Annotated in this window: 14 protein-coding genes; 4 read left to right on the plus strand and 10 right to left on the minus strand. The window is 51.3% G+C overall.

What is annotated here, in order from left to right:
* The first annotated feature begins 12 nt into the window (after positions 1-12).
* The 3 genes from BM331_RS01545 to BM331_RS01555 are packed head-to-tail and all read left to right on the plus strand — an operon-like array spanning position 13 to position 2,217.
* The gene (locus BM331_RS01545; RefSeq protein ID WP_074926364.1) at positions 13-798 is read left to right on the plus strand and encodes an ABC transporter permease; all 786 of its coding nucleotides are present in this window, start codon (positions 13-15) and stop codon (positions 796-798) included.
* A complete protein-coding gene (locus tag BM331_RS01550; protein WP_074926366.1) occupies positions 795-1,904 on the plus strand; it encodes an ABC transporter substrate-binding protein in 1,110 nt (369 codons plus the stop codon). Before BM331_RS01545 ends, BM331_RS01550 begins: the two co-directional genes overlap by 4 nt.
* A gap of 4 nt (positions 1,905-1,908) precedes the next feature.
* Positions 1,909-2,217 (plus strand): (2Fe-2S) ferredoxin domain-containing protein, encoded by a 309-nt coding sequence (locus BM331_RS01555; protein WP_074926368.1) that lies wholly within the window; start codon positions 1,909-1,911, stop codon positions 2,215-2,217.
* 47 nt (positions 2,218-2,264) lie between these two features.
* Here BM331_RS01555 and BM331_RS01560 read toward each other — a convergent pair whose 3' ends face one another.
* The 10 genes from BM331_RS01560 to BM331_RS01605 form a co-directional block, all read right to left on the minus strand.
* Entirely contained in the window at positions 2,265-3,872 is a 1,608-nt protein-coding gene (locus BM331_RS01560; RefSeq protein ID WP_074926370.1) for a type I restriction-modification system subunit M, read from the minus strand.
* A complete protein-coding gene (locus BM331_RS01565) occupies positions 3,869-5,005 on the minus strand; it encodes an AAA family ATPase (RefSeq protein WP_074926372.1) in 1,137 nt (378 codons plus the stop codon). Before BM331_RS01565 ends, BM331_RS01560 begins: the two co-directional genes overlap by 4 nt.
* Positions 4,992-6,008, minus strand: a complete 1,017-nt coding sequence (locus tag BM331_RS01570; RefSeq protein ID WP_074926374.1) for a virulence RhuM family protein — start codon at positions 6,006-6,008, stop codon at positions 4,992-4,994. Before BM331_RS01570 ends, BM331_RS01565 begins: the two co-directional genes overlap by 14 nt.
* Complete coding sequence (locus BM331_RS11960) at positions 6,005-7,204, minus strand: restriction endonuclease subunit S (protein WP_074926376.1); 1,200 nt, start codon at positions 7,202-7,204, stop codon at positions 6,005-6,007. Before BM331_RS11960 ends, BM331_RS01570 begins: the two co-directional genes overlap by 4 nt.
* Position 7,205: 1 nt before the next feature.
* Positions 7,206-7,811, minus strand: coding sequence for a protein adenylyltransferase Fic (gene fic, locus BM331_RS01580; protein WP_074926378.1), 606 nt, complete (start codon positions 7,809-7,811; stop codon positions 7,206-7,208).
* Between the two features lie 32 nt (positions 7,812-7,843).
* Positions 7,844-10,822, minus strand: coding sequence for a type I restriction endonuclease subunit R (locus BM331_RS01585; protein ID WP_074926380.1), 2,979 nt, complete (start codon positions 10,820-10,822; stop codon positions 7,844-7,846).
* A 307-nt stretch (positions 10,823-11,129) separates the two neighbouring features.
* Positions 11,130-14,891 (minus strand): ATP-dependent RNA helicase HrpA, encoded by a 3,762-nt coding sequence (gene hrpA, locus BM331_RS01590; protein WP_074926382.1) that lies wholly within the window; start codon positions 14,889-14,891, stop codon positions 11,130-11,132.
* A gap of 6 nt (positions 14,892-14,897) precedes the next feature.
* The gene (locus tag BM331_RS01595; protein ID WP_074926384.1) at positions 14,898-15,377 is read right to left on the minus strand and encodes a hotdog fold thioesterase; all 480 of its coding nucleotides are present in this window, start codon (positions 15,375-15,377) and stop codon (positions 14,898-14,900) included.
* Positions 15,378-15,408: 31 nt separating this feature from the next.
* Complete coding sequence (locus BM331_RS01600; RefSeq protein WP_074926387.1) at positions 15,409-16,518, minus strand: 3-deoxy-7-phosphoheptulonate synthase; 1,110 nt, start codon at positions 16,516-16,518, stop codon at positions 15,409-15,411.
* A gap of 137 nt (positions 16,519-16,655) precedes the next feature.
* Positions 16,656-18,311, minus strand: a complete 1,656-nt coding sequence (locus BM331_RS01605; protein WP_074926390.1) for a MutS-related protein — start codon at positions 18,309-18,311, stop codon at positions 16,656-16,658.
* A gap of 147 nt (positions 18,312-18,458) precedes the next feature.
* Here BM331_RS01605 and BM331_RS01610 point away from each other — a divergent pair, with 147 nt between their 5' ends.
* On the plus strand, positions 18,459-19,037 hold the full coding sequence (locus BM331_RS01610; RefSeq protein ID WP_083414644.1) for a DUF2062 domain-containing protein: 579 nt from the start codon (positions 18,459-18,461) through the stop codon (positions 19,035-19,037).
* The last annotated feature ends 6 nt before the right edge of the window (positions 19,038-19,043 follow it).

Raw genomic sequence — 19,043 nt, forward strand, 5'->3', positions numbered from 1 at the left:
TCCTGTTCTGATATGAAACGCACCAATCTCACCCTATGGCTTACTGCCAGTCTAGTTTATATTTTTCTTTATATTCCACTGGTCATTGTCGTCGTCTACTCATTCAATGATTCCCGACTAAATGCGGAATGGGTAGGCTTTACACTGGACTGGTACTATAAGTTGTTTCATAACCAGGAAATGCTGCTGGCCGCGCGTAATTCATTGATTATCGCTGTCAGCGCCAGCCTGCTGGCAACCATACTGGGAACCATGGCGGGATTAGCCATTCATCGTTACCGGATCAGGGTTTTGCCGTTTCTTGCATTTGCACCGATTGCCATGCCGGAAATCCTGCTGGGCGTTTCGCTGCTGCTGTTCTTTCTGCAGATTCTGAATCTGACGTTAGGGCTAGTTTCGATCATCATCGCTCACACAACATTCTGTGTCGGTTTCGTCGCCATTATTGTGCGTGCACGGTTGCAAGGCATGGATGACAGCATTTTTGAAGCAGCTCGCGATCTGGGCGCAACGCCCTGGCAAACCTTCAGGCTAATTACTCTGCCGCTGATCATGCCCGCAGTTGTCGCCGGGGCGCTCATGTCGTTTACGCTGTCCATTGATGATTTTGTCATCACTTTCTTTACCAAAGGCATTGGCGAACCGATTCTGCCGATCCAGATCTACACCATGATCAAAATCTCCGTTACGCCCGAGGTTAACGCTATTTCCACATTATTCATGCTATTGACACTGGTGCTGATCATCATCGCTAATCGTCTGGATTCCGGCATCTTGCAGGGGGAAAAGAAATCGTGAAACTCAGCCGCAACCTGATTGCTCTCTTTTGCCTGCTGTGCATCACGCTGACCGGCTGCACTTCCGGAGATCAGGTTGCGGGTGATTCATCCGGCAAAAATAGCAATATTCTGCGGCTGTTCAACTGGAATAACTACATCAGCCAGCAAACAATCGAGCGCTTTGAGCAGACCTGCCAATGCCGGGTAACACAGGACTATTACTCAGATAACGAGGAACTGCTCGCCAAGCTGGCCGCTGGTGCAACCGGCTATGACCTGCTCGTTCCAACCGGCGATGCCATGGATACCCTGATTCACCAAAGGGCACTAAGCGCGCTGGACAAATCGCAAATTCCTAACCTGAAAAATATTGACCCAGGCTATCTGGGTACTGTATTTGATCCGGATAATCGTTACTCCGTCCCCTATGCCTACACCACGACATTAATAGGATTTAACCGTGAGAAACTGGCCGAGCTAAATCTGCCTGCCAATAGCTGGGCGATCATCTTCGAGCCTGAGTATCTGGAAAAAATCAAGGGGCGTATCACCGTACTCGACAGCCAGCGCGAACTGATGGCGGCCGCACTCAAATATCTGGGCTATTCCGCCAGCGATACTGATGAAAATCACTGGCAACAGGCAAAGGCGCTGATTATCCGGGCAAAACCTTACTGGGCTGCTTTCAGCAACACCAGCTATATCCGCGAACTGGCGATTGGTAACCTGTGGGTGGCTCACGGATATTCAAATGATATGTATCAGGCCGCACTGGATGCAAAAAAAACCGGCCGCCACTTTACCGTGGATTTCATCATTCCCCGTGAAGGTGCAGTACTGTCACTCGACAGCATGGTGCTCCATCACAGTGGCCATCGTCCGGATCTGGCCCACCGCTTCATCAATTTCATGCTGGAAGGTGAAAACTCCGCCGAGCTGACCAACCTGACTGGTTCCGGCAACCCCAATCTGGCTGCTCGACCCTACATCCACCCTGAAATCATCGCCAACCCTGCTATTTTCCCGGATACAGCACAACTGGCCCGGCTGGAAATGTTGCATGATATCAACCACACACAACGCCGGCTGCTCAGCCGGATCTGGACAGAAATCAAATTGAGGTGAAAACATGAGCTATTATCAACACCACGTTTTCTTTTGCGTTAACCAACGTGACAACGGTGAACGCTGCTGTAATGATCACCACGCTCAGGCAATGCGCGATTACGCCAAGGCGCGCATCAAGGAACTCAAATTAAGCGGCAAAGGGAAAGTACGCATCAACAACGCGGGCTGTCTCGATCGTTGCAGCGAAGGCCCGGTTATGGTCGTCTACCCGGAAGAGATCTGGTATACCTACGTCGATCAGGAAGATATTGACGAAATCATCGAATCCCATTTGAAAAATGGACAAATCGTCGAACGCCTGAAAATCTGATCACCTCTTATCCAGAAATAACAAACCCTGCAAAAATCACTCCGCTATCACGGTAATAACGGCAAACCCAGTTCTTTCAGAAAGGTATTGTGCTTGTTTTTTGCCTGCGCAATCTCCTGCTCAATGTCCATCAATTGCTCGTGAGTGGCTGCCAGATCCTCTTCCTTCTCAGCCTCCGCCGTGCTCACGTACCGCGAGATGTTGAGGTTGAAATCGTTCTTCTCGATTTCTTCCATGCCCACCCGACGAGAATAACGTTCTTCTTCCTTGCGGAACTGATACGTGTTGATAATCTTGTCGATATGCTCGGGCAGCAGCCGGTTTTGCCGCTTGCCTTTCTCAAAGTACTCGGCTGCGTTGATAAACAGTACATCATCCGGCTTCTTGCACTTCTTCAGCACCAGAATACACACTGGAATGCCAGTGGAGAAAAACAGGTTGGCAGGCAGGCCGATCACTGTGTCGATATAGCCATCTTTCAGCAATTTGGTACGGATACGCTCTTCCGCACCACCACGGAACAGCACGCCGTGAGGCAGGATGATGGCCATCACACCGTCTTGCTTCAGGTAGTGAAAGCCGTGCAGCAGAAAGGCGAAATCAGCAGCAGACTTGGGTGCCAGACCATAATTCTTGAAGCGCATATCCTCGCCCAGCGCCTCGGTCGGCTCCCAGCGATAGCTGAACGGCGGATTAGCCACTACCGCGTCGAACTTCGGCATCTTGGCCGGGTTCATTTCGCGCAGGCTGTCCCATTCGTTGGTCAGCGTGTCGCCGTGGTAGATCTCGAACTCGGAATCTTTCACTCCGTGCAGCAGCATATTCATGCGCGCCAGGTTGTAGGTGGTGATGTTTTTCTCCTGCCCCACGATTCTGCCGATGCCGTGTGACCCCATGCGGTGACGCACATTGAGCAGCAAGGAGCCGGAACCGCAGGCAAAGTCGAACACACTGTCCAAATGCTTTCTTGGCCCGGTTTTAGGCTCCTGACTGTCCAGCGTGACGATACCCGAGAGGATGCTGGAAATCTGCTGCGGGGTGTAAAACTCGCCCGCCTTCTTGCCACTACCCGCTGCAAACTGACCGATCAGGTATTCATAGGCATCACCCAGCGTATCTTTGTCGGTAGAGAATTTTTCCAGACCATCGGCAATCGCCTTGATGACGGTGCAAAGCGTGGCGTTTTGCGCCGCGTAGCCCTTACCCAGCTTTTCCGAATTCAGGTTGATCTCGGAGAACAAGCCGCCAAAGGTGCTGGCAAAAGATTCGTTCTCGATGTAATCAAAACCTCTTTGCAGGGTGTGGAGCAACTCTCCGTTTTGCGTGCGCGCCATCTCGGCAATACTGCTCCACAAGTAGACGGGCTGGATTACATAGTGCGTTTTGCGGCGCATCTGTTTTTCAAACTCTGCGGTGTCATCAGTGTTTTGTGTGTACCACACTGCCAGCGGCGCGCGGCGCTCGCCTGCGTCCAGCTTGGGGTAGTCCGAGCCCAGCTCCTTTTGCGCAGCCGCCTCGTAGTTGTCAGACAGATAGCGCAGGAACAGGAAGGAGAGCATGTAATCACGGAAGTCGTCCGCGTTCATCGCCCCGCGCAAGGTGTCAGCAATGCCCCAGAGGGTGGTGCCCAGTTGTTTTTGATCTTGTTCGGTCATGGTGTCGTTTCCTGTTCTTGCGTTGCGGGCATCAGCTCTGGGTTAAAGGGATAGAACTCCAGAAAATCCGCCAGTATCTTTTCGAAGTGCGCCTTGTTCTCAGGCAGCATCTCCACCGGGTCATAGAACGAATAATTGCCGTGGCTCAGAATGTTGACGAGCCGCCCGTAGAGGGTGTCGTCCTGGTCGTCATCCTGCTGCTTGATGCATACGGTGAACTTCTTGTGGCCGTGAAAAATGGATGATTTCTCCAGCAGACTGCGCAAGGCATTGAAGTGGTGTGTGTAAATCTCACCCGCTTCCTTGGCCCGCCAAATCTCCTGTAGCAGCGTCAAGTGGTGGAAGAACGGCGTGTCCCCAGTATAAGAGAGGTGATACTCGCCCGTCTTGCGGGTATGAGACAGGAAATGCGGCGCGAACTTCTTGTGGGCAATCTCCCGCAGCTCATTCCACAGCACGTTAAAGAACAGCGTGTGGTGCGATGAAATGATGGTTTTGATCGCGTGATCTTTTCGCCGCAAGAATTGCGCCAAATGGCTGCCCACCGCGATAGCGTTGTGCTCGTCCAGCGAGGTTATGGGGTCGTCGATGTAGATGTACTTCACCCACTGATAAGCTTCCGCGCCGTCCATCGCGAGCTGGACGATGGCCAGAAAGAAGCACCAGATGAACAGATTCTCTTCGCCGCGTGAGACTTTGATGTCATCCACGGCCTGTATTAACTCCCCCACCTGCGCATCGCGCGAGAAGTGTATCGTCCAATCGTTGTAGTCGATGCTGAAATCAAAATCGGCATAACGGTGCAAGAAGGGACGGATACGATTTTCCATCTCCATCGTTTCCAGCCCTACAAAAAAACGGGACGTGGCATTCATTTTCAGCACCCGCGCGCTGTCACCTTCCAGATCGTTGTCCCAAGTGAACAGGTCTTCGGTAAAGGCGTTGAAATACAGCGTGTCGCGTGTGGCGTCCTCGCCTTCGCCATGCTTGCCGACATCCTTGAACGCCATCGACAGCCGCGTCTTGCCGGTGCCGTTGTAGGCGTACAGCAGGACGAACTTCTTTTCTTCCAGCTCGGTGCGCAAGTGCTGCGCGAGGGCTGACAAATCTGCAAAGGTGTTAGTCGCCGCCATGACGAACCCCTTTGCGGCGTTTGATTTTGTGCTCCAGTGCTTTCAGCTCGGACTCGTCTTGCGCGTCGGCGGCGGCGGCTTCGCGGGTTTTGCGTTGCTGGTCGTAATCCTGATACCAGTGGCTGACTTGCTGTTCCATGCGGGCGTGACTGACGGAGCCCGCCCCTGCCAGCAAAGGGAACCCATTGGCGCTGATGATTTGCCCGATGTTATCGCGCCAGAAACTCATGCTGGTGATGGTTTGCCTCTTGGCGCGCAGCTCGGCGGTTTCCAGAAAGATCACCACCAGACGATTGAGGGTGTCGATTTCGTCCTCAAGCAGGTAATTCTTGGCCACCACGATGTCTTGCTTGCGTACTTGGCCGCCTTTCCAGGTGAGCAAACCAAAATGGACATCGGCAGGGTTGGCGCGGGCGAGGACAATTTCAGCAGCGGTGTGCCCAGTCACCGCATACAGCAACAGGTTTTGCACCGTGGCAAAAAATTGCTGGGTGGCTTGATCGGTTTTATCGTAATCGGCGGCCAGGGCAAACAGATCACGCACTTTTTGGTAGAAGCGTTTTTCTGAGGCGCGTATATCGCGAATACGCGCCAGCATCTCATCGAAATAGTCCGGGCGACCATCGGGGTTCTTCAGGCGTTCGTCGTCCATGGCGAAGCCCTTGAGCAGGTACTCCGCAAGCACGGTAGATGCCCAGCGACGGAACTGCACGCCGCGCTTTGATCGTACGCGGTAGCCCACGGCCAAAATGGCGTCGAGATTGTAATGCGCCACTTGGTAGTTCTTGCCATCAGAGGCAGTTGTCAACCATTGGTTGACAACTGCCTCTGATGGCAGCTCGCCATCGAGAAAAATCGCCTTGAGGTGTTTAGCGATATTCTGCTTGCTGGTTTGAAACAGCTCGGCCATTTCCAGCTGGCTGAGCCATACCGTCTGGCCATCGGCGCGCAGTTGAATATGGCTTTGCCCGTCTTCGCTGGTGTAGAGGATGAGGCCGCTCATGCCGCAACCTCACCCTGTGTGGGGAAAAGCTGCTGCATCAGGCCTTTTTTGTGGGTTTTGAGCGCGGAAAGCCTTTCCGATTGGTTATTGATGAGATCGTCAATAGAGAGCAGGCAGCGTGCAATCGCTGCTTGTTCTTCAACATTTATTGGCGAATGAAATTCCAAGTTATCGAATTCCTTCTGGCCCAGTGTCTTGTTCCTGCCAGCTCCGCCAGGAGACGCTATTCCAAGAAGTTCCTTGCCCTTATTGGTCAAGAAAAAATATTTGATGAAATCAACATCAGACTTGCGTTCGACAGGCTTATACATGGGGAACCGATGAGAGGCGATCATTCCTCTTTCTGCCGGCGAAGTTACTGCAACAGCTTGCTCCCAAGCGAACACGATATTCAGCACAAAGGCGTTTTCTTCGACTTTAAAAACACGCTTGCCGCCAAGCGCCTTTCCCAGCACGGGTTCTTTGTGAAATATTCCTTTGCCGTGTGAGCGTATACCAATCTCTCGATATACTTCTTTGACCTCAACGTTTAACGGGGTTGCCGACCTGACAAGCAGGTTGGATATCTTTCGTTTTTGCCACTCCCCCGTATTCCGAAACTCAGGAAAACGCAGCTTGGGCAGGGTTTTGCCTTCGGTGGGGAAAAGCTGCTGCATCAGCCCTTTTTTGTGAGTCTTGAGTACGGCGAGCTTTTTTGTTTCCAGCGCAATCAGTCCATCGAGGGAGCCGAGGCAATCAGCGATTTTCTGTTGCTCAATTACTTCGGGCACTGCAACTTCAATCTTTGCAATATTGGCTTTAGAAAGACTCGGGACGCCGCCCGCCTCGTTATGATCAAGCCAGTTGATATTCTGAAATATTGCATAGATAAATTTTGGCAAACAGCTTCTAAAAGAGTGCATGTAGAAAAGGGTGTCCACCGTCCAAAACTTTCCTGAGAGAAATATCGGTTTATCAATGGTTCCCTTTCTTCCAATGCAAACGCTTTCGCCATCATATAAATAACCATCGACCGAAAGCATGTAACCACCTGAACCATAGACAGGGACATCTCCACTGGACAAATGCTTATAGTCTTTGCCATTCCCAATAACAAACAGTTCATCGAAAGGCTTAACTTCCCACTCCCCCGCATCCCGAAATTCGGGGAAGCGCAGTTTGGGCAATAAGGCGCGTTTTTTAGCTGATGACGGCACGCTATAAATCCTCAACCCTGAATTCGCTATAGCCTTCGTAGTAATAGCTGATGTCGATGCCCTTCATGAACAATGCACGGTCGTTGATTTTTTCAGTCAGAGCGGCTTTTAGCAGGTGTTTAATTTCCACATCTTTCACCACACTGCGCTCCATAGCCGAAAGATACTCGGCCTTGTCCACGGCATTCCAGTCAATCACATGATGGATTTCATTTTTGAGTATCAAATCCAGCCAGATGCGCGTCGCGCGGCCATTCCCTTCACGAAAGGGGTGAGCAACATTCATTTCTACATATTTTTCAATAATTTGCTCAAAAGTTTGTTGCGGCATGGCACTGATGTGCTCCAGGGATTGCGACAAGTACATGAGTGGCACAAAACGAAAGCTGCCTTTGGCGATATTGACATCACGGAGCTTCCCCGCAAATTCATAAATATCATCAAACAAGTAGGCATGAATCTGTGTAAGCCCTGTGAAAGTGCCAATTTCCATGCGATCCATGTCACCACTTTCAAATAGCTGCCTGGCTTTTTGTTTGCTAATTTTTTCTTCGGCTTTATTCAGCTCAATTTGGTGGGTGATGTTTAATTTGTTTGGCAACACCATGTTATGTACCCCTGATCTGTGTGTGCAACCAACTATTCATACGCGCGCAACCCTGAAATATCCCGCCCCTGAGCAAGTTTTTTGAGCAGCGGAATCAGCTCTTCCATCAATGTCAGCTCTGCCTTGGTGCGCGCCTTCCAGCCCAGCTCCAGTGGGGTGAACAACTCACTCAATTGGTCGCCATCGAACACCATACGGCGCAAGGTGATGTCTACAAAGTTTTGGAGAGCGGCGATATCAAGTGTGTGTTTGACAGCGATGTCGGCCAGCAGTTGAGCGTGTTTGTCGGCCTTAAAGCGCTCAAACCCGGCGCGGATGGCTTGCTCATCTAGCGCTCTGCCCGTTTCCAGGGTGTTGATGTATTCGGCAATGTCGTTACGCTCGTCGATGAATTTAGCATCGGATTGGATTAAGCCGATGAGTTGTTCACGGCTCATCTTCTGCTTGCCTGGTGTTTGGCTGGTATAGCGAGTAATCAGCGCCATGATGTAGTCGTAATCAATCATCGCGCTGGCAAACAACACAAACTCGAAATCAAGCTGCTGCACGGCTGGGTCGATCCCTTCGTCATTTTTACCGTCTTTGTCCTGCTGTGCTTTCAGGCGCTGAGCGATGTCGAGGTACACACCCCTGAAACCTTGTAATTGCTCCCTGGGCAGTACCTGCTCGATGCTGACCTTGTTCTCAGGCGTCAGATCAGTGTACTGATCGAGCTGGGTGTTGAGGCGCTGTACTTCTTTGAACAGGTTGATGAACTGGGCGCGGGCGGCATCACCCTTGAGGTTGGGCACAACTTCGGGTTTGTTTTCCAGCCCTTGCGATTGCATGAACGTATCCAGGGTTTGCACGGCCGTTTGCAGCTTTTCGATGACCACCGGGGCCTTGTCCACTAGCCAGATTTCTTTGGCGGGTTTGCTGGCTTCGCCGGAGAACAGGCCGATGGCGGTATCCACCGCGTCTTGCTGCTGGCGAAAGTCGAGGATATTACCGTAGGGCTTGGTGTCGTTGAGTACGCGGTTGGTGCGTGAAAACGCCTGAATCAGGCCGTGATACTTGAGGTTCTTGTCCACGTAAAGCGTGTTCAGGAACTTGGAATCGAAGCCAGTGAGCAGCATGTCCACCACGATGGTGATGTCAATTTTCTGTGCGTGTGGCAGATCGGCATTGGGGTATTGCTGATCCTTGATGCGCTTTTGCACGTCCTGATAGTAGAGATCGAACTCGCCAAGCTGAAAGTTGCTGCCGTACTGGGCGTTGTAGTCCGCGATGATGGCCTTCAGCGCGTCCTTCTTTTCGTCGGGCGCTTCTTCGTTGTCGGCCTTTTCCTGCGGCAGATCTTCCTGAATCTGCTGCACGTCTTTGTTGCCCTCGGCGGGCGGGGAAAACACGCAGGCAATGTTCAAGGGCAGGAAGTCCGCGGTTTCTGCCTGCTTTTCCACCTGCAAGGTTTTGAATAGCGCGTGGTACTCGATGGCGTCGTTGATGCTGGCCGTGGCCAGCACGGCGTTGAACTTGCGCCCGGCGGTGGCGGCGTCGTGCTTGGCCAGGATGGCTTCGACGATGGCCTTTTTCGCCAGCGCTTCGCCCGGCTTGGGCTTTGCCTTGCCATCCGGCTTGTAGTAATCGACATGGAAGCGCAGCACGTTGCGGTCTTCGATGGCGTGGGTGATGGTGTAGGCGTGCAGTTGCTGCTGAAAAATGTCTGCCGTGGTCTTGTAGCTGGCTTGCTGGCCTTCAATCTGTTGATAGCTGGCGTTTTGATCGAAGATGGGCGTGCCAGTGAAGCCGAACAACTGGGCGTTGGGGAAGAACTCCTTGATGGCCTTGTGGTTCTCGCCAAATTGCGAGCGGTGGCATTCGTCGAAGATGAACACCATGCGCTGGTTGCGCAATGGCTCCAGGCGCTCCTTGTAGTTGCGCTTGTTGCTGCCGTCTAGCGCCAGACCCAGTTTCTGGATGGTGGTGACGATCACCTTGTCGGCGTAGTCATCGGAAAGCAAGCGGCGCACCAGCGTTTCGGTGTTGGTGTTTTCCTCAACGCAGCCTTCCTGAAACTTGTTGAATTCCTCGCGGGTTTGCCGGTCGAGGTCTTTGCGATCCACCACGAACAGACATTTATCGATGTCGGGGTTGTCTTTCAGCAGGGTGGAGGCTTTGAACGACGTGAGTGTTTTGCCGCTGCCGGTGGTGTGCCAGATGTAGCCATTGCCGCAGCGCTGGTGGATGCATTCGACAATCGCCTTGACCGCATAGATCTGATACGGGCGCATCATCAGCAGCTTTTGCTCGCTGGCCACCAGCACCATGTAGCGGCTGATCATCTGGCCCAGCGTGCATTTGGCGAGGAAGGCATCAGCAAAGCCGTCCAGATGGGTGATGGGGTTGTTGTCCACATCCGCGTACTGGTAGAACGGCAAAAAACGCTCGTCAGCGTTAAAGCTGAAGTGGCGGCTGTTGTTGTTGGCGAAGTACCCGGTAGTGTTTCGGTTGGTGACAATGAATAGCTGCAAAAAGCACAGCAGGGTTTTGGTATAACCGTTGCCGGGATCGTTCTTGTAATCGACGATCTGCTGCATCGCCCGGCGCGGGCTGATAGCCAGCGTTTTCAGTTCGATCTGCACTACCGGCACACCGTTGATCAGCAGAATCACATCAAAGCGGTGATGGCTGTAGTCGGTGTTGATGCGCAGTTGGTTGACCACTTCGAAGTTGTTCTTGCACCAGTCCTTGATGTTGACCAGCGTGTAATAGAGCGGCGTGCCGTCGTCGCGCTCAAAGCTGTTGCGTTCGCGCAGGTGCTTGGCGGCGGCGAATACATCGGGGGTGACGATGGAATCAAGCAGGCGGGCGAATTCGCTATCAGTGAGTTGAACGCGGTTGAGCGCCTCGAAGTGCTGGCGAAAGTTCTGTTCCAGCGCGGCGCGGTCGCGGATATCCGGGCGATAGATGTACTTGAGATCCTCCAGCTTCAAGATCAGATCACGCTCGATCTGGTTTTCTGTTGTTGCCATTGATTATAGTTTTTTATAGGTATTTCTAAAAATACCGGTTATACGGGATGTAGGGTGCATGGAGTATAACAACAAGATATACCAAATAGATAAACGCGGTAGTGAGTACCACTCAACGCTGCGGTTCACCTGAAAAGCCAATTTTTTGAATTGCCGGCATAGCGTATCGCAATTATCCGGTTAAAAGATAAGGTTAATCAATGTCCCTCTTTTTAACTGACAAATCCTCAAACAGGTATTCTTGACGTGACTGCTGGTTCAACTAATTTTTCTTCAAGGCCAACGGGATTCAGCAGCAAAACCACAGTTACTCATGCACGCTTTCCCACAGTTTTTGCAGGCGTTTGACTGATACAGGCATGGGAGTTTTCAGTTCCTGGCTGAACAGGGAAATACGTAGTTCTTCAATTTGCCAGCGGAATATTCCCAGATTCGGGTCGGTTACGCTGGCCTGGCGGTGTTTATGCAGGCGCTGTTCGTACTGTTTCCACAGTGCGGTGATGATTCCTGTTTGTTCCTGGTCACGTTCCGGATTTTTGTTGTATTTGTCGAGGCGCAGCATCATGCCTTTGAGATAACGCGGGAGGTGTTGCAGGTACTGCCAGCAGGTTGTGCTCAGAAATCCCGGATAAATCAGGTGGTGCAGCTGTGTTTCCAGATCTTTTTTCAAGGCTGGCGCTGATTTGTCCAGAGTGGCCAGCCGCTTTTTCAGTTCCTGACAAGGTTGGGCAATCGTCTGGATCAGCTCGGCCATCTCCTGCGAAACAGCTCCCAGCCGTGTGCGTGCCCGTGTGGATTGTGTAGTAAATTCATGTTCATTACGCGGTAGCGGATCATCGCCGATCAGAGCCAGATCAATGATGGCCGAACGGATATCTTCCCTGAGCCTGCCAATCTCGATTAAATTGCTCATGAGCAGGATTGCTTTCTGATCAACGGGTAAACTTTTTTCCAGTTGCCTGATTCTGTCCTTAAGCGCAAGACATAACAACCGCCGCACCCCTCCCCGCATACTGTGTTGCGCGCCTTCCTGCGTATCAAATATACGAATGGCAACACTTTGCTCCTGATCAACCAGTGCCGGATAGCCGGTCAGTTGCTGATTGCCCCGGTTAAAACGGGTTTCCGGTGGTAATTCTCCAAAGTCCCATTGGGTGATGCCGTCACGCTCGATCGAATTGGGCTCTTCCCCCGCGCCATGCGTAAATAATTGCTGTGCTGTCTGGCCAAATTGTGCTTTTAATTCAGCCAGATCATGCCCCATGCCCAGCGTGGTGCCGGTATCGTCAATTACTTTGATATTCATTTGCAAATGTACGGGTAACGATTTGTCATCCCAGCTATCCAGCGGCACCTTGATTCCGGTTTCGTTGCGGATGAATGTGGACAGGGATTCAGCAAGCAGCACGGCCTGATCCGGGCAGGTGTCCAGCCATTCCAGAAAGCGGGTAACGAATTGCGGCACCGGAATGGCGTGGCGGCGGATCGGCTTGGGTAACATCTTCACATACCAGGTCACCTTTTCCCGGATTAACCCCGGTACCAGCCGGTCGAAATGAAACGACATGAATTGATTGAGTAACGGCAGCGGGATGGTAACTGTTACCCCATCCAGAGGATGACCGGGATCAAAGCGGTAGCTCAAGGGCAGGTCATGGCCGGCTGCCGTCAACGTTTCAGGAAACTGCTCAATAGTCATCACATCTGCAGCTTGCCGCATCAGCATTTCCCGCGTCAGGTACAACAGCCTGGGGTCAATCTGTTCCGCCTGCTTGCGCCATTTTTCAAAGGTATTGCCACTACTAATATCTGCAGGAATGCGTGCAGCATAAAACTCGAATATCTGCTGATCATCCACCAGAATATCCTGCCTGCGCACCTTGCTTTCCAGTTCGCAGATTTCATCAATTAACTGCTGATTGTGCTGCAGGAAAGGTGCATTGCTTTTGTATGCTCCTGCGACCAATGCTTCACGGATAAAAATTTCGCGTGCATGGGCCGGGTCGATCGGGCCATAAGCCACGCATCGTTTGGGTACGATGGTCAGGCCATACAGGGTGACACGTTCAAACACGACAGCTTGTGCGCGCTGTTTTTCCCAGTGCGGATCAAAGTAGTGTTTTTTACACAGTTTGCCAGCGATTCTTTCCAGCCAGATCGGGTCAATGGCTGCTACACAACGTGCATAAAGTTTGGTGGTTTCTGCCAGCTCGGCTGCCACGACCCATTTCGGCTGCTTTTTTCTCAGGGATGAGCCGGGGAAGATTGAAAACTTGATTGCACGCGCCCCTTCGTATATTCCCTTCTCATCCGATTTGAAGCCGATATTACCCAACAGACCAGACAGCAGTGCCCGGTGAATTTCATCGTAACTGGCAGGAACCTGATTGGGACGTAACCCCATTTCCTGAATCAGCGTATGTAACTGGCCGTGAATCTCGCGCCATTCCCGCATTCTGCGATGGGAAATAAAACTTTTTTGGCATTGTTCAATCAGCTTTCTATTGGATTTCTTGTGTTTGACCAGATCATTATAGAAATCCCATAATTTAAGATAGCTGATGAAATCGGAACGATCGTCGCGGAATAGCTGGTGTGCTTGATCAGCCGCCTGTTGATGTTCAAACGGTCGATCACGCGGATCTTGCATACTGAGAGCAGAAGCGATAATCAGCACTTCGGTCAGGCAGTTTTCTTGCCGGGCAGCAATAATCATGCGGGCAATTTTAGGGTCAATGGGAAACCTTGCCAGTTGATACCCGGTTTGTGTCAACCCTTTTTGCTCATTCAGCGCACCAAGTTCCGACAAAAGCTGGTAGCCATCGGCAATCATGCGCGCAGCAGGCGGCTGAATAAACGGAAATTGCTCCACATCTCCGATTTTCAGCGACTTCATGCGCAAAATAACTGCCGCCAGCGAGGAACGCAGGATCTCCGGATCGGTATACTGCGGGCGGGCAGCAAAATCTTCCTCTGAATATAGGCGGAAACATATGCCGTTCATCACCCTGCCGCATCGTCCAGCACGTTGATTAGCTGAAGCCTGGGAAATTTTCTCGACCAGCAACTGTTCCACCTTGTTGCGATAGCTGTAACGATTAATGCGTGCCAACCCGGTATCAATCACATAGCGAATACCGGGAACCGTGAGTGAAGTTTCAGCAACATTGGTGGCCAGCACAATGCGTCGCTGTTGGCCGGGCATAAAAATACGCGTCTGTTCTGTATGGGACAACCGGGCGAACAGGGGCAAGATCTCTGCACCAGCCCTACCGCCGGAGCCGGAAAAGGCGTGTTTGCGCAAGGTTTCTGCAGTTTCCCGTATTTCCCGTTCTCCGGGCAGAAATACCAGCATATCTCCCTCTCCCATGTACATAGCTTCATCAACCGCATGCAGAATGGCTCGGGGTAGATCATGATCCTCGCCATCTGCCTGATCGTTGAACGACCGGTAATGAATCTCTACCGGGAATAATCTGCCAGATACCTCGATGACAGGTGCATTATTGAAATGGGAAGCAAAGCGCTGGGCATCAATGGTGGCAGACGTGATAATCAGCTTCAGATCCGGACGGCGCGGCAGCAATTGCTTAAGATAGCCGAGCAGGAAATCAATATTCAGGCTGCGCTCATGCGCTTCATCGATAATGATGGTTTGATAGGCACGCAGCAAGGGATCTTGCTGCGTTTCAGCCAGCAGGATGCCATCGGTCATCAACTTGATGCGTGTATCAGGATGCGTCTGATCAGAAAAGCGGACTTTATAGCCGACCAGTTGCCCAAGTGGGCTGTTCAGTTCCGTGGCAATGCGTGCAGCAACGGTTCTGGCAGCAATACGCCGGGGCTGGGTGTGACCAATCAGTTTTTTGGCGCGCTGCTGTTTTCCAATACTATGTTCCAGTTCCAGGCAGATTTTTGGTAACTGCGTAGTTTTGCCGGAACCGGTTTCACCACAGATAATAACGGCTTGATGCTGCGCGATCGCGTACGCGATTTCTTCACGTCGCGCGACGACCGGCAGTTCTTCCGGATAGGTGATGCGGGCAATTGATTCGGAGGGAGGTACCAATAAATGTTACTTGCCGACAATGACGGTTTCTTTCTGGTTGCTGAGTGTGCCCTGTTCAATAATGGCAACAGTCAGCCTGGAAACAGCAACACGCTTGCCGGTGGCTTCCTCGGTAATGTCCGTTTGCCAGACCTGGATGCGTTTGCCGACATGCAACGGCGTACATACGCCAATGACATTGCCTTCAGCCACCGCCCGGATATGGTTGGCATTTATTTCGATACCAACAGCCCGGTAAATTTCAGGGTTGATCGTCATCCACGCGGATACGCTGCCCAAGGTTTCAGACAGCACGCAGCTGGCACCGCCGTGCAAAATGCCAAAAGGCTGGGTGGTGCGATGATCTACTGGCATGCTGGCCTGAAGGAAATTCGGGCCAACTTCCAGAAAGCGTATGCCAATATGCACACCCATATTGGCATTGCGCAACCCTTCCAGATAGTCAATGGTGTAGTTTTTAAACCAGATCGCTTGATCAGAACTCATATTGTCTCCGCATACTTGACAGGTCGGGTACTCAGGAAATTGCAGCAGAATGGGCTGGAATCAACACCGGTTCGGTGCCATGTTTACCTCTGCGTTTTTCCACTGCTTCGGCCAGATCGGAGAGTACCTGTTGTGTCGTCTCGAAATCAATACAGCCGTCTGTAATACTCTGCCCGTAAACCAGCTCTTTCAATTGCTTGCCTTCCACATTCTGCCGGCCTGCCACCAGGTGACTTTCAAGCATGACGCCACTGATTGAGCGATTGCCTGCTGTAATTTGTCGCGCAACATCGGCAGCCACTTCCGGCTGACGTCGGTAATCCTTGTGGCTATTGGCATGACTGCAGTCGATCATCAGATAAGGAGGCAGCTTGGCTTTTGTTAACGCCTCAACCGCAGAAGCAACATTCCCTACATCATAATTTGGTGATCTTCCACCGCGCAGGATGATATGACAATCCTCATTTCCCCTGGTTGTGAAAGTGGCCACCCGCCCTTCTTTGGTGACTGACAGGAAGTTGTGCGGATGAGAGGCGGCACCAATTGCATCAATTGCAATATTCAGATTACCGTAGGTTCCATTCTTGAACCCTACCGGACACGAAACACCGGAAGCCAGTTCGCGATGCCCCTGGCTTTCTGTTGTCCGGGCACCAATAGCTGCCCAGCTGATCAGGTCGGCCACATACTGCGGGCTGATCAGATCAAGAAATTCAGTAGCAGCCGGCATATCTGTGTTACCCAGTTTCAGCAATAAATCGCGAGCCAGTCGCAACCCTTTGTCGATATTGAAACTGTTATCTAGATCCGGATCATTGATCAGGCCTTTCCAGCCAACGGTTGTGCGGGGTTTCTCAAAATAAACCCGCATGATGATATGTAACTGACCTTTCAGTTCCTGACGCAGGTAGCTCAGCCGGGAAGCATATTCTACGGCTGCATCTACATCGTGAATGGAGCACGGGCCGCAAATAACAAGCAACCGGTCATCCTCTCCCCTCAATATGTCATGGCACTCCTGCCTGGCAGTGACCACAGTTTCCGTTGCCTGCTCAGTCAGAGGGTATTCCTGGAGCAGTTTTACCGGTGTGATCAGCTCGTCTCCCCTGATAATGCGTCGATCGTCAGTTTTATGTTCCACTGATAATTCCTCGATGATTGTTTCTCTCCATTTGTCCTCGTTATTCCACAAAAGCGTACTACCCACTGTTACAGTATGTAGTTCGGCTTTGTTTTATCAAGTAGGTGTATTTTACTGCGATGCCTCGCTAATCTCCATCATTCCTGTAACGAAGCCAGATGACTGGCTACATCTTCCTTACTAAAACCGATTGCACTGGCAATACGATCTGCATGGCTGATGCGCGAGACACCCGGAACCAGCCGGTGTGTCGGTTTTTCCAAAGCAAATTCAACTTGCAGATAGTCTCCGATTTCTTCTTGTTGTAAACGTTCGCACAATTCGTGATTATGGGTCACCAGTAGCGTAGTGGCACCCAGCTGGTGAAATCCTTTCAGCACATACTCCGAGAGCGTCATTTTTTCTTCAAAGGTAGTACCCTCCGCCAGTTCATCCAGTATCACCAGAGAACGTGGTGTCGAATTGAAGAAGATTTCGCGGGTTTGTTTCAGTTCATGCGCAAAACGCCCCATTCCCTCCTCCAGCTGGCCGGGATCAGGCACCTGATAAAAAATATGCTCTGCGGGTACTATGCGTGCTTGTACCGCCGGCACATACGCTCCGGCTTGTGCCAGTAGCTGAATCTGAACAACCGTTTTGCAGTAGGCTGTTTTTCCGCCACTGTTTGGCCCCGTCACGATCAGCAGGCGTTTATTGTTATCCAATGCAATATCGTTAGGAACATAATCAGGACGAGTCCGTACCAGCAATGGGTTTCTGGCGGCAGAAGCAATCAGCGTGTGACGTTCATTCCTATAGATTTCCGGCAGAACAGAATCTCCTGGTATGGAACGCGCATGGCGGCATAATGCCAGCAATTCATCCAGCATCCCCAATGCCTCAATTGCCTTGGCCAGATCTTCACTATTCCGGAACAGTTTTCGCAACGGGTAGATCACCGAATCCCGATCGGATGCGCTAACTGCCTGCAAAATGATCGGAATGATCGGCACAAGCAGGATCAAAACGCCGTAGCCAATATAGCTGGCACCCAGTTCGTTCAGCGTACTCTGAAAGAAAAAAAGCAGACCAGCCATAAAAACCAGAAAAAAACTGATGAACGGCCACTTGAACACGGAGGGGCGAAAACGTGGAGTAGGTAAGCGGGGTTTTTCCTCCCTCGTCAGAAATTTTCCTTCCGAGACATAGATGGGTCCGTGCATCAGGGAATAAGTACGTGTTCGGGCAAAATCACGCAACGCTTGCACCAGTGTGCACAGGTAATCACTATTGGGAATAGGAAGTGCTTCTGCCTGATCCACCATATCCACGATAAAGCTAGTGCCATCAATAAACTGACGATAGCCGTATCCACCAAATTCCAGTCTTTCCTTACCGGTCTTATCTTTGGGATCATCGGTTGTCAGTCCACCTGCAAACTCGCCGTAAAGCAGATGGTATAGTGAGGTTTCATCAAATGCCATTCGTTTGATGTACTTCTCCAGGGCATCCAGCAGCTCGGGGTTGGATTCAAGTTCACGCAATGCCTCCTGCTTGCTTTGTAATAATGCAGCATCAGTCACCGGGCGCGCAATTGAGCGGTACAGTACAGATTGCCCTACTCGGGTTTGTGCATGGTTAATTTCGTCAAACAGGGCGTCAGCTTCCACCGCAACAAAAGTCTTGGCATCCAGCGTCCCATAATTATCTGCAGTGGGTCTGGTATCCCGTATCTGTGCCTGATGTTTGCCGGATGACAAAATAAAACTTCCACGCCAGACAGAAGTGGTATCAGCTTGTGATGTATCATTCATATTTTTATATATTGATGGGTTGCAATTGAACTCGGTTCGCGCAACTTTAGACGATTTTGCTACCTCATGCAGGGATTAATGGTGACAAAACCCCTCTCCCAGCCTTATTATTAATTACTAAGTAGTTGATTTTCGCGGGCAAGAACTATGCTGCGTAAAATTTTTAAAAAATATCTGCCTTCCCACGAAAGTATCCAGCAAAGCCGCTTTGTACGATTTTTTGGCACGCTGCTGTATCATCACAACCTTTGGCATTTGCATCGCCGTTCGGTTGCCGGAGGAGTGGCTGCTGGTCTGTTCGCCGGTCTAATTCCGGGCAGCAATCCGGTGCAGTTCTTTTTTGCCACCCTGTTTTCCGTGATTTTCAAGGTCAATCTGCCCATCGCTGTATTTGCGACGCTGTACTCCAATCCTTTTACTATCGTACCGCTTTATGTGGCAGCGTATTTCCTGGGCAGCTGGGTGATCGGCAGCAAGGTAAGTAACATGGATGAGCTGCCTCCGCTGGAATTGCATTTGCTGGACAAACATCTTTCTGAGTGGGCTCCCGTGCTGACGGACTATCTGGCAACCTTCGGGAAACCACTGATTACCGGGCTGTTTTTACTGGCCTCCCTGTTATCTGTCACTGGCTATTTTGCGGTACGCATGTTCTGGCGTTACTACGTTATCCATGCATGGCATAAACGAGCCAAGCGCAACCATAATTCCAATAATAACCCCTAACCTTTC

This window comes from Nitrosomonas eutropha, assembly GCF_900116685.1.
In the GTDB taxonomy this organism is placed as follows: Bacteria; Pseudomonadota; Gammaproteobacteria; order Burkholderiales; family Nitrosomonadaceae; genus Nitrosomonas; species Nitrosomonas eutropha_A.

What these genes read in the sequence shown, in the direction of transcription:
- BM331_RS01545 (WP_074926364.1), top strand. Translation starts at nt 13, where the DNA reads ATGAAACGCACCAATCTCACCCTATGGCTTACTGCCAGTCTAGTTTAT.
- BM331_RS01555 (WP_074926368.1), top strand. Translation starts at nt 1,909, where the DNA reads ATGAGCTATTATCAACACCACGTTTTCTTTTGCGTTAACCAACGTGAC.
- BM331_RS01560 (WP_074926370.1), bottom strand. Translation starts at nt 3,872, where the DNA reads ATGACCGAACAAGATCAAAAACAACTGGGCACCACCCTCTGGGGCATT.
- BM331_RS01565 (WP_074926372.1), bottom strand. Translation starts at nt 5,005, where the DNA reads ATGGCGGCGACTAACACCTTTGCAGATTTGTCAGCCCTCGCGCAGCAC.
- BM331_RS01570 (WP_074926374.1), bottom strand. Translation starts at nt 6,008, where the DNA reads ATGAGCGGCCTCATCCTCTACACCAGCGAAGACGGGCAAAGCCATATT.
- fic (WP_074926378.1), bottom strand. Translation starts at nt 7,811, where the DNA reads ATGGTGTTGCCAAACAAATTAAACATCACCCACCAAATTGAGCTGAAT.
- BM331_RS01585 (WP_074926380.1), bottom strand. Translation starts at nt 10,822, where the DNA reads ATGGCAACAACAGAAAACCAGATCGAGCGTGATCTGATCTTGAAGCTG.
- BM331_RS01595 (WP_074926384.1), bottom strand. Translation starts at nt 15,377, where the DNA reads ATGAGTTCTGATCAAGCGATCTGGTTTAAAAACTACACCATTGACTAT.
- BM331_RS01605 (WP_074926390.1), bottom strand. Translation starts at nt 18,311, where the DNA reads ATGAATGATACATCACAAGCTGATACCACTTCTGTCTGGCGTGGAAGT.
- BM331_RS01610 (WP_083414644.1), top strand. Translation starts at nt 18,459, where the DNA reads ATGCTGCGTAAAATTTTTAAAAAATATCTGCCTTCCCACGAAAGTATC.